The following is a 10,885-nucleotide window of genomic DNA, read 5'->3' on the forward strand; positions in this document are numbered from 1 at the left end:
CGCAGACCTCGCAGGGGACCGCCAAATTCATACCGCCCAATCCATCACCATCAGTCCCGGCACGCGTTCGAATTCCTTCTTGTTCAAGGTCACCAGCGCGGCGCCGTGGCGACGGGCCTGGGCGGCGATGAGGTAGTCATAGGGCCCGATCGGCATGCCGCTCATTTCCAGCGCGGCGCGGATGTCGCCGGCATGGGCGGCATCGTCCTCCTCAAAGGGAAGAACGGCGATGCCGAGGCTGAGGAACTTCTCCAGGAGCTGTTCCGCCTGCTCGCGCCGCTCGCTCTTGGCGAAGCCGTAGCGCAGCTCGTAGAGCGCGACGACCGGCAGCGCGATCGGCGTGCCGGCGCGCAGCTGCTAGCGGTGAAAATCTGACGCTTGGTACCCGCCGCGAATGCAGGAGACACCCCTTTCCTGACCGGGCTGGAAGACTATGGGAGGCCGTATTTTATTACGATGCTGGCCGCTAACATGAGCAGCGCCAAAGCCACGCCCCGTTTCGACATGAAGAAGCGAGCGGTGGCCTTATATTCATTACCCAGTGCTTCGACGAATTGCTTCATTAGCGTACCCTCAATGGCGCCCTGCTGGCCTTTTGATCTCACTAAGCGCACGCAGATGCTGCTACGGCAAATCCCGCTTTCGACCCACTTCGGGCTCAACACATCGAGCTGGCAGGCCGACTTGGATCCCCGACGGTATCTCTTGAACTAGCGCCTAGAGATAAACCACCAAAACCCAAGACAGCCGACAACTGCGATAGACATTAGTAGCCGACTGCTGAGCGAGGCTTCATTCGTCGCATGCACAACCAACTTTGCCACTGACCTGATTTATGAGCGAGCCAGAACGTAAAGATGGCGAACATAACGAGCGCGGCGATAAGTAAGACCGTCGTTTGCCCGTACCTGACTTCACGGTGGCGCTACACCGCCTTATATCGCGCCGGTTAAGGTCAGCTTCCCACCCTATAGCGGCTGTCTCCGTTGGGTACCAAGCATCAGACTTTCACCACTAGCCGATCCGGTGGCGCTGAGCTGCAGCCGCTGACGATCCAGAGAACGATATTGGTGTCGAGGCAGATCATCCGTCGAAGAACACGCGCGGATCGGGCTCAACAGGCGCATCCTCCGGGATGCCCTCGGGCAGGAAGTCCTTGGCGCCCATCGCGTTGAGCTCGGCCCAGAACCGGTCGAGGTCGACCGGCGGCTTCTTCATCGGCTCCAGGATGACCTTATCGCCGACCTTGCTGACGCGAACCTCCTTGCCCTCGAAGCGGAACTCCTTGGGCAGGCGCACAGCCTGGCCGCGGCCATGCATGAACAGCTTCGCAGTGGGTTTTTCGGCTGCCGTCGGCATCGCGCGCTTCCTTCGACATCTACCCGAGATAGATATCAAATCGCGAGTGCTTCGGTCGACTCTTTGGGCATCGCCGGCAGGCCTTTCCAGCGGATGCGATGATCCTAACGACGAGGTAAGTTACCTTCGTCAATCGGCTCGCACATAACCGCGCCGTCATCCTGGACAAGCCGCGCAAGCGGCGCAGCTCCGGGATCCATCGTAGGACTCAGCGCTTTACGATGGATCCCGGGACTTCGCTGCGCGAAGCCCAGGATGACGGCGGTGGTTCCGAGTCTAATTAAGCCGCTTCCGAGCGCGCCGCCTCGCCGCTGAGATAGCTGCGCTCGAAATGGCTCATCACGCAGGAGACCATGTCGCGCGCGACATGGAGCTGGTCTTCCTGGAAGGCGAGCGCGCGTGGCGAGTTGAGCACGATCTCGTAGCTCGGGAAGTAGTCGACGAAGTCGAAGCGCCGGAAGAGCTCTTCGGCGACTGCCCGCAGCACCGATTTCGAGCCGCTATTGGCGACGATGACGTCGGCGTCCTTAAAGGTCGCGCCCAGCGGCACCGGCGAGACGGTGACGACGAAGCGCATCTCGGGATGGCAATGCTCGCGGATCATCGAAATGATCTGCAGCATGTCGGCAAGCGTCGCCTCATAGCCGTAATCGATGAAGCGGAAGCGCTCCGGCATGCGCGCGAGCCAAGCCGGCCCGGGATGGGCGTTCATTGCAAGCCCCGTCTCCGCATCGAGCCAGGTCTCGGTCAGGCCCAGGGTGAAGAAGCAGATGCGTGCCTGCTTGATCGTCGCGGTCGCGGCGCTCAAGCGCTGGCGGTTGGCGAAGGCGGTCTCGCGGTCGAGCAGGCGCAGGCCACTCGCATGCGGATCGAACCACTGGTCCGGCGCGAGCTCGATCAGGCCGTCATGCGGGTAGCTCTCATCGAGCAGCACGCGCTTCAGTTCATGCGTCATCGAGCGCACGGAGTATTTGTTCAGCGCACCCCGGCTCAACTCACCGCCGGCGGCCCCGCCGCCGCGCCCGGTCGTCGCATCCCAGGTCTCGAAATGCTCGGCCGGCACGCCATGGCCCCTGGTGACCAGCGACAGGCCGCGCATCATCAGGACATTCTCGACCTCGCGCGCGAAGCAGGAGCCCATGGTGAAGATCGGCCAGGACGGATCGATCTGGAATTTCGGCTTGTGCTCGATCTGGACGAAATCGCCGGTGGTCAGCCGGGATTTCGCCATCCGCTCGGCCTTGCCCGAGGTCCAGCCGCGAACCGGGTTGCCGCGCATGATCGAGAGCGCGGTACCTGCGTCGTATTCGATCTTCATCGGTATGCTCCTGCCGCTACTGGCCGCCGGCGTCGCCGCCGCGGACCCCCTCTAGAAAAAAACTGATCGGCAGGGCCGCCGGCGCGAGCCGGCGCCCTGCCTGCTCACATCCGGTGCGGCACGCCGTTCGTCGCCAGGAAATTCCGCATGCGGTCATAGGACTGGGCATAGGATTTAGAGAGCGCGTTCAGCGCTGCCTCCTGGTAGACGGCGCGCCAGCCGCCCTCCGCCAGCGCCGCTTCCGGCACGACCGGGATCTTCAGCGTCTCGGCCAGTTCCTGGCTGCGCGTGTCATAGGCAACGAGCACGCCGGGCACGCCATGCGCCACGGCCGGCAGGACGCCATGGACGCGGTAGCCGACCGCGAGGTCGAGGCCAGCAGCGAATTCGTCGTAGCGCTCGACATCGAAGAAGCTGAACAGCTTCTTCTCGTAGATCTCGCGCATGCGCGCATCGTCGGGCCCATCCCACCAGCCGGAATGGACGAACTCGGCGACGGCCTTGGCCTTGGCGGCATCGTCGCGCAGGAAGAAGGCCTTCTCCTCCTGCTCGCCATGCGAGGACATCACCATGTCGCTCTGGCTGTCGACCTTGAGCAGAGCCTGGCGCTGGTTGCGGATATAGGTCTCGGGATTGGCCGTGTAGCTGCTGTCGAACTCGCGGCGCAGGCTGAAGGCGACCTTGCGGATCTCGCGCTGGTCGGGAATCTTGATGGCGAGGTCGCGGTTACGCGTGCGGAAGATCGAGGGGCAGCCGACGACCTCGACATTCTTGACGCCGTTATGCCGCAGCGTCTCGGCGCTGAAGGCGCCGCGCACGCCGATGGCGGCGCAGCGATCCCCGACGATGCTCCAGAACCGCTTCGAGCCCTCGGAGAGCTCGATCGCGCGGTTCAGGCTCGCCTGCGCGCCGACGCCGATGGCATAGACCGGCAGCTTGACGCGCTCCAGCACCTCGACGGCGCGGAACCACTCCATCTTCTCATGGATGAAGTTCGAGCCGCGCACGAAGACATAGTCGAACTCGCTGGCGTAGCGCTCGATATCGGCCTCGGTCGGGTTCATGATCTTCATCGGCTCGAGATGCGCGTAGCGCAGGAGCTTCAGCGTCGAGTCGTAGACGATCATGTCGCCGATGTTGAAATAGTCGGAGAGCAGCTTCTCCATCGGCGCGCGATACCAGCGCACCTTGTCATGGTCATAGACCTCACCGGCCGGATAGATCACCAGCGCCCTGAGCGCCTTCGTGGTCGCGACAGGCCTCAGATACGAGCCAGGGGCGAGCGCTCCCGTCGCCGCATCCATGACCGCGACCGAATGCGGGCGCCCGTCGGGCAGGCGCGGCAGCGGTATGGTGAGCTCGGCAACAGTCGCATCGCCGGGGACCAGGGAGCCTGGATGAATCGTGGCGTAGTCCTGCCCATCGAGCAGAAGGCGCAAATCCGGCCAGCCGCCCTCCGGCCGGCGGGAGGCCGAGACGACGATCTCGTTCGTCGTTGCGCGCAGGATCTTCACGGCCTGCCCTGTCGAGCTGGCGGTGGCGAGGTTGAGGACGGGCGCGTTCATTGTGTCTCCTTCACGATCCGGACCTTGATCCGGACGAGATCGCGATCCGGCCCGATCTTGCAGTCTTTGACATGTAGCTTCGTCATGAACAGGAAGGCCTCGTCGCCGGTCGTTTCGAAATTGCGTGAGGGCGAGGCCGGGTCGGCGATCGCGCCATAGGCGTAGCGCTGCTGGTCGCTACAATCCTTGCTCCACATCGTTGGATGCGTGGTGAGCGTCTGCAGTGGCGTCCACTTCAGCAGGTCGCTCGACCAGCTATAGGCGACGCGCCCGCCGACGACGCCCTTGGCCGGGTCGGGGCCGAGATGGAAGATCGCGAGCCAGCGCCCGCTGGCCTCGTGCCGCGTCACCGAGCCGACTGTCGTCGGCAATTCCTTGAGGGGCTGGCAGGGTTTTGCCTGCGACAGGTCGCCGCGATAGGGATCGACCGCGCGCAAGGTGAAATCCGCGCCGTCGAAGGCCCGCCAGCTGGTCGCATCCTCGATCGTCGTCGTCCGGAACAGGCAGACGCCGGGCTTCTGCCCCTCGCCGCCCGTCGTCGCGATCAGCGCGTACCAGGCGCCGTCACGCTGGACGATGTTGGAGGGGTTGAAGAAGCCGCGATGGCGCCCCTGCCCGACATCCTGCCGAAAGGTCGGGGCCGCGACCACCGTCGGCGGCTGATCGGGAGCGAAGCTGCGCCCGCCGTCGCGCGAACGCGCCGCGGTCACGACATTGTACCAGCAGCTCATCGCCTCCTTGAAGCGACAGGCGCCGGGATGCTCATTGGCGTGATACTCGTCATGCATCAGCGCGAAGACGTCGCGGCCATTGCCGGTCCAGGTCGCGCCGATCCAGCTGAAATCGCTGAAATCGCTGGGGTTGGCGCTGCGCTTGGCCTGGAAGGAAATGGCGCAGGACGAGGCGACCCGATCGAGCCCGCGGCCGATCATGGCGCGGCTGCGATGGTGGCTGGCAAATGCGACGACCTCGCCGCGGTCGTCACGATAGGCTCGCAGCGGCGCGTCCGGGATATCCCATTGCTCGCAGCGCTGACGGGCCCAGTCGAAGACGATCTCCTCCTGCGCGCCGGGTACGATCTCGACGCGGTAGCCCGGCACTTGGGCGAACAAGGCGGAGGGCGCCGCAAGCAGCAGCAGTGCCGCCAGCGGACCCGCAAGCTCGGCGCGACATCGCCTCATCATGCGACCTTGCGCTCCGGCTCGCCGGTCGCAGCCGGCTGCCCGAGCATCTTGTTGTCGACGCGGTTCTCGACCAGGAAGTCGCGCATCGCGCCATAGACCTGGGTGTAGTTGGCGTTGAAGCGGTCGAAGCGCGCCTGCTCCCAATACTCCTCCAGGCGGAACTCCTGCCCGGAGAAGACGTCGAAGCTCGGGATCTTGAAGGTTTCCGCGAATTCGACGGTCCGGCTGTCATAGGTGAAGTAGATCGACGGCGTGCCATTGGCGAGCGCCATCAGATTGCCGTGCAGGCGGTAGCCCAGCACGAGGTCGAGCCCGCGCACGAGCTGCTCATACTCGGCGACCACGTCGGAATAGAACATCCGGCTGCGGTAGAGCCGCTCCATCTCCTCATCGAGGAACCATTCATTCGCCCAGCCATTTTCCCGCAGAGCGGCGATCGCCTCCTCCTTCTGCTCGGGCGTGCCGAGCGCGAGCTTCTTCTCCTCGACCTCGCCCTGGGCCATCAGGGTCACGTCGAAGCGGCCCGCCATCGTCTTCACCAGATCACGATGGAAGGTGAGGTAGCGCTGGATGTCCTGGGCATAGTCCCTGGAGACCTCGCGCCGCATCGTCACCCCGACCGTCTTGACCTGGTCGAGCGCCGGCAGCCGGATCGCGAGATTGGGGTTGTTGGCGCGGAACGCCGTCGGGCAGCCGATGATGCGGACGTTCTTGATGCCGAGCTCATTGAGCACCTCGGCGGAATAGGTGCCGCGCACGCCAAGCGAGGCGGTGGAATCCGCGATCAATCGCAGCACGGTCTTGGTATCCTGGCTCAGCTCGAGCTTGCCGCTGACGGGCGCTTGGGCGCCGATGCCGAAGGCGATCACCGGGATCTTGAGCCGGCGCAGGACATCGACCGTCCGTTCCCAGTCCATTTCGGCATGGACATAGTTGGAACCGCGCAGGAAGACGTAGTCGTATTCGGCGTTCAGGCGGTCGATCGCCGCCGGGTCGACATGGCTGATCGGCAACGCGTCGAGCTGCTCGAAGTTCAACAGCTTGAGCGAGGAATCGAAGACGAAGGCGTCGCCGATGTTGTGATAGTGGTTGATGTGGCTGGCGAGCTGACTGTGGTCGTACCAGCGCACATTATCGTGGTCGTAAACCTCCCCGGATGGGCTGATAACGAGGATGCGGGCCATCTTTGCTTTTCCCTTTTTATGTCCGCTTGGCATCAGGCGATCATTGGCGTCGCCGTGCGGCTTGCTGGTATCGGCATGCCTCGCTCCGCGATCAGGCGCTGGTAGAGCGAGACATGGGTCGCGGCGCATTCGACATGGTTGAGCGGCGGGGTGATGCCGCCGCGCAGCCGTGACCACAGATCCGGCTCGGTCAGCGCCCTGGTCATGCAGTCGACGAGATCCTCCGGGCTGCCGGAGCGGAAATGCAGGCCGTTGACCTCATCGGTGATCTTCTCGGCCATGCCGCCGAGATTGCTGGAGAGGATCGGCCGGCCGTGGAAGAAAGCTTCCTGGATGACGATCGGCGAATTCTCCCACCAGACCGAGGGCATCACCACCCAGTCGACCGAGCGCATCAGGTTCGGCATCTCATGGTTCTGGAAGGCGCCGCAGAAGCGCACGCGCCGGCCGGCGCTCTCGACGAGCTTGGCGAACTTGTCCTGATAGGCCTGCGGCTGGCGTTCGAGATTGCCGCCATAGACCAGCAGGATCGAATCCTCGCCCCAGACCGCGTCGGGGATGCGCGTCACGGCGTCGATCAGCACATCGGCGCCCTTATAGGGCGTGAGCTGTCCGAAATAGGCAAAGCGCGAGCGCCGCGCCGTCGGCTCCGGCAGCGAGCGCGGCGGCGCGACCTCGGCAACGTCGATCCCGTTCTCGATCACCGAGAAGCGCTCCTTCGGCAGTCCCCAGGCCTGGTAGCGTTCAGCCAGGAAACGGCTCGGCGAGACATAGTGGTCGGCAAGGCCGAGCACGCCCTTGATGAAGGTTTCCCGCGCCAGGAAGCGAGCCGGCGAGATATCGGGAAAACAGGCGTTGCAATCCGTCGGCGAGGCCCGGTAGCAGAGCTTGAAGGCGCCGGTCTTCACCATCTGGCCGTGATGGTTGCAGATCGCGAGGTATTCGTGGAACGTCACCACGATCAGCGCATCGGGCAGCGTGTCGCGCACGGCGAAGATGCATTCGAGCCCGAGCCCGATGAAATGGTGGAAATGCACCACATCGGGCTTGAGGTCGCGCAGAGCCCGGATGAAATCGCGCTCGATCTCCTCCGTGGCGCGGTTCGAGATCAGGAAGTGATCATAATCCTCGGCATAATAGAGCAGTTCGCCCCCTTGCTGGCGCAGGCTCATCAGCGCGGTCCCGGCATGGCGCGGCGTGGGCGCGCCGACGCGGGCGAGATAATTCGTATCGACGCCCTCATGCGCCTGCAGGCCCTTATGCAGGTTGTAGGACGCGATCTCCGCGCCGCCGAGCGAAAACGACGGATGCGCATGGGACACAACAAGAACCCGCATCTTCATCCTCTCATGTTCGAGATTGCGAGCGCCCAGCGGCGGTCGAAACTGGTCCGGTCAGCGAGCTGCGCCAGCGCCCCGATATGAGGCCGCGCCATCTCGCCGTCGTCGACGACATAGACCTCGACCTCGGGCACCCAGAGCGAGGGTGCGCCGCCCATCCTGAGCTTGAGGCAGAGATCGAGCCCCTTCTCGCCGGTGGTGAAGTAGTTCCGCGCGAAGCCGCCGGCTTCGATGAAGGCGGCGCGCGACATGACGCAGCATTCGGTCGCCCCGGCCGCTACCTCCATCGGCCCGAGATTGCCGATGGCCTCCAGGGGATAGCCGACATAGCGGTTGGAGACGCGCCGGTTCGCCCCCTCGCCATCGAGCCAGGCTCCGGCCCAGCGGATCGAATTATCCTCGAACAGCAGGGTCGGGCTGGCGACGCATTGCCCCCCTCGCCCGCGGAAGGCGCGCTCGAGCCGGCCCAGCCAGCCCGGCATCCTGATCTGCGCGGCGCCCGAGAGCAGCGCCACCGTCTGGAAACGGCAGGCGCGCACGCCGGCCTCCAGCGCGTCGCAGGCGTCCTCGACGCCCTCGACCAGGACGAGCCTGACGGAAAGCCCGTAGAACCGCGCCAGGCGCCGCGCCTCCGCGCCGATACGGTCGAAGCTCTCGCCCGGCGCCGCCAGCACGATCGGAATCGGGCGGACCTCGGGATCGATCGCGAGCAGCGCGAACAAGGCGGACAATTCGCGGTGGCGATGATCGAGCCCGATCACCAGGCCGAGCGGCGCATCCGGGTCGAAAGCTCCGACATCGAAGGTCTCGACCACGCGCGGCGGCGCGATCTCGGCCGCCTGCAAGGCCGGGGCGACCTGTCGCTCGACCACGACGTTGGCCGTCGAGGAGCGCGGATCGAGCAGGCCGAAGATGCGTTCCAGCGTCGGGCGTGCCTGGCCGCGGTCAGGCTCCAGCGGCAGGAAGGCCGGGCCGGAGCTCTCGATCTCGAACTCCAGATAGAGCGGCTGTCCGGGCTCCGGTATCAGTTTCGGCGCAAAGACGATGAAGCCGTGGCTGCTGCGGCGCGCGGCGAGAGCAGGACCGAAACGCGGATCCTCCATGAAGGCCGCCGAGACGTCGGGCCGCGTCACACGCGTCCAGAGCCGGTCGATGACGCAGGATTGCGCGCCGCTGCGCAAGGTGACCGCACTGACCTTACGCTCCGGATCGAACAGCCAGCCGATGATCAGGACGCCGGCGCTCTCGATGATGGTGGCGCTGTCGATGCCCGCGCGCACGGGTACGTCCAGCAGGCAGACCGTGTCGCGGCCGTCGAAGCGCTGCGAAGCCCGGCGCAGCTTGTCGGTCGTCGCCTGCGGGGCCGTGCCGCGCTGCAGGCCATCACGCAGATGGCCTGGAACGGTGATCGGCTCGAGCAGGACATAGCGCTCATAGACTTCGAGCGCGCGCCAGCCATCGGTGCCGCGGAAGAACAGGCGCTCGATCTCGCTGGGATGGCGGATGGCGCAATCCTCCAGCATGCCGAAGAAGCCGCGCGCACCCTCGCCGAGATCGTCGCGCTCGAAGGTGCCGGCCTCCAGCGCCGCCGGCGCAAGCCCCCCACTGGCGATCAGCAGCTTTGTGCGCCCAGCGGCGAAGTTCGAACTCCAGCCCTGAAGGAAGACGCCCTCGTCGAGCGCGCCCATCACCTCGACGAAACCGCCGGGCTTGGCGACCGATTGCAGCAGCATCCCGACCGCGCGCAGCCGGCGCGGATTAGATTTGCCCGCCAGCAGGATCTCCAGCAAGCCGTCGACCACGGTCGGGAAGGACTGGCCCGCCTCCTCCGCCAGCGCGGCCAGGAAGGCCTGCAGCGGCAGCGGCTTCGGCGATAGGATCAGGCGCAGCGGCCGGCCCGGACGCCCAAGCAGGATGGCGCCTGAATCAGCCCGGTCGGCCGAGGGCGCGGGTGCCAGGCACAGGAAGCCCACGGCCATGGCAGGCTCGGCCTGGGGCCGGCGCCAGGTCAGCGCCATGGTCTCGACCTTGTTGCGCGGATTACCATCGACCGCGACCGGAACCTTGCCCGGTATAGCGTCGCAGGCGCTCATGACCAGGATCGCGTTCTCGCCCAACGGCGTCCAGGCGACGGTCGGGGCCGGGCTGAGGCGGGTCCGTTCGGGAACGATGACTTCGCTCATGGACATCACCGATCAACCAGCGTCACGGCAAGCGTGATAAAGGAGAGGAGAGCGGCAAGCCCCGACAGAAAGCCGAGAATGACGGTGACCTGCCGCATCGGCGCACGCGCCTCCTTGCGGATCGAGACCAGCCGCTCGTCGAAGCTCGCCAAGGTCGCGTCGAAGCGCAGCTGGAAGATGTCGAGCTCGGCGAGACGCCGGGTGATGTGATCCTCCCGCGCCGCCTCCACTTCGGCATCCCGCGCCGGGGCGCGGTCCTCGTTCAGGCGCAGCGCGATCTGGTCGAGCTTTTCGCCAAGCTCCTTCTGCGCGATCTGCGTGCGCCGGTTCAGTGCGATCAAAGCTTCGACACGATCGAAGAAACGGGCCAGCGGTACGGCGATCGCCGCCTCGGCCGCAAGCTCCGCCGGCGGCGGCAGCCTGAGTTCGAGCTCTGCGCCCGTGCTCGGCGAGACGCCGATGATGGTCAGGTGGTCGCGCGCCGCAGCGACGGCATCGTCGAGTTCCATGGCGAAGGCGTGCTTGCCGTCGCCGATGCCGTTGCGGCGCAGATCGATCCGAGCCTGATCGGCCGTCGCCTCCTGGACCGGCGCGCCATCACGCAGCAGCCTGACCGTCAGGCGCTCCTCGGGGCGCGCCTCGTCCCAGATCCAGCCATGCAGCCGGTTGCCGTCGAGCGCATCGACGCGACCGTTCAGGCGGGCCGGCGTGACATTGGGCATGCGGATCGTGTCCTCCTGGTTCTGCGCCAT

Annotated in this window: 9 protein-coding genes; all 9 read right to left on the reverse strand. The window is 65.5% G+C overall.

Going from position 1 to position 10,885, the window contains the following annotated elements:
- Positions 1–27: 27 nt before the first annotated feature.
- The gene (locus BHK69_RS31635; protein WP_083269602.1) at positions 28–354 is read right to left on the reverse strand and encodes a PIN domain-containing protein; all 327 of its coding nucleotides are present in this window, start codon (positions 352–354) and stop codon (positions 28–30) included.
- Positions 355–1,083: 729 nt separating this feature from the next.
- On the reverse strand, positions 1,084–1,359 hold the full coding sequence (locus BHK69_RS21730; protein WP_069691916.1) for an antitoxin: 276 nt from the start codon (positions 1,357–1,359) through the stop codon (positions 1,084–1,086).
- Between the two features lie 280 nt (positions 1,360–1,639).
- Complete coding sequence (locus BHK69_RS21735; protein WP_069691917.1) at positions 1,640–2,677, reverse strand: GSCFA domain-containing protein; 1,038 nt, start codon at positions 2,675–2,677, stop codon at positions 1,640–1,642.
- 104 nt (positions 2,678–2,781) lie between these two features.
- Entirely contained in the window at positions 2,782–4,242 is a 1,461-nt protein-coding gene (locus BHK69_RS21740; RefSeq protein WP_069691918.1) for a polysaccharide pyruvyl transferase family protein, read from the reverse strand.
- The gene (locus BHK69_RS21745; protein ID WP_083269603.1) at positions 4,239–5,426 is read right to left on the reverse strand and encodes a hypothetical protein; all 1,188 of its coding nucleotides are present in this window, start codon (positions 5,424–5,426) and stop codon (positions 4,239–4,241) included. Before BHK69_RS21745 ends, BHK69_RS21740 begins: the two co-directional genes overlap by 4 nt.
- A complete protein-coding gene (locus BHK69_RS21750; protein WP_069691919.1) occupies positions 5,423–6,610 on the reverse strand; it encodes a polysaccharide pyruvyl transferase family protein in 1,188 nt (395 codons plus the stop codon). The genes BHK69_RS21745 and BHK69_RS21750 overlap by 4 nt, the downstream gene beginning before the upstream one ends.
- A gap of 32 nt (positions 6,611–6,642) precedes the next feature.
- On the reverse strand, positions 6,643–7,953 hold the full coding sequence (locus tag BHK69_RS21755; RefSeq protein ID WP_069691920.1) for a glycosyltransferase family 4 protein: 1,311 nt from the start codon (positions 7,951–7,953) through the stop codon (positions 6,643–6,645).
- The gene (locus BHK69_RS21760; RefSeq protein WP_148663534.1) at positions 7,950–10,133 is read right to left on the reverse strand and encodes a glycosyltransferase family 2 protein; all 2,184 of its coding nucleotides are present in this window, start codon (positions 10,131–10,133) and stop codon (positions 7,950–7,952) included. The genes BHK69_RS21755 and BHK69_RS21760 overlap by 4 nt, the downstream gene beginning before the upstream one ends.
- A 5-nt stretch (positions 10,134–10,138) precedes the next feature.
- Positions 10,139–10,885 (reverse strand): hypothetical protein, encoded by a 747-nt coding sequence (locus BHK69_RS21765; RefSeq protein WP_158516255.1) that lies wholly within the window; start codon positions 10,883–10,885, stop codon positions 10,139–10,141.

It is taken from the genome of Bosea vaviloviae, from assembly GCF_001741865.1.
Lineage (GTDB): Bacteria > Pseudomonadota > Alphaproteobacteria > Rhizobiales > Beijerinckiaceae > Allobosea > Allobosea vaviloviae.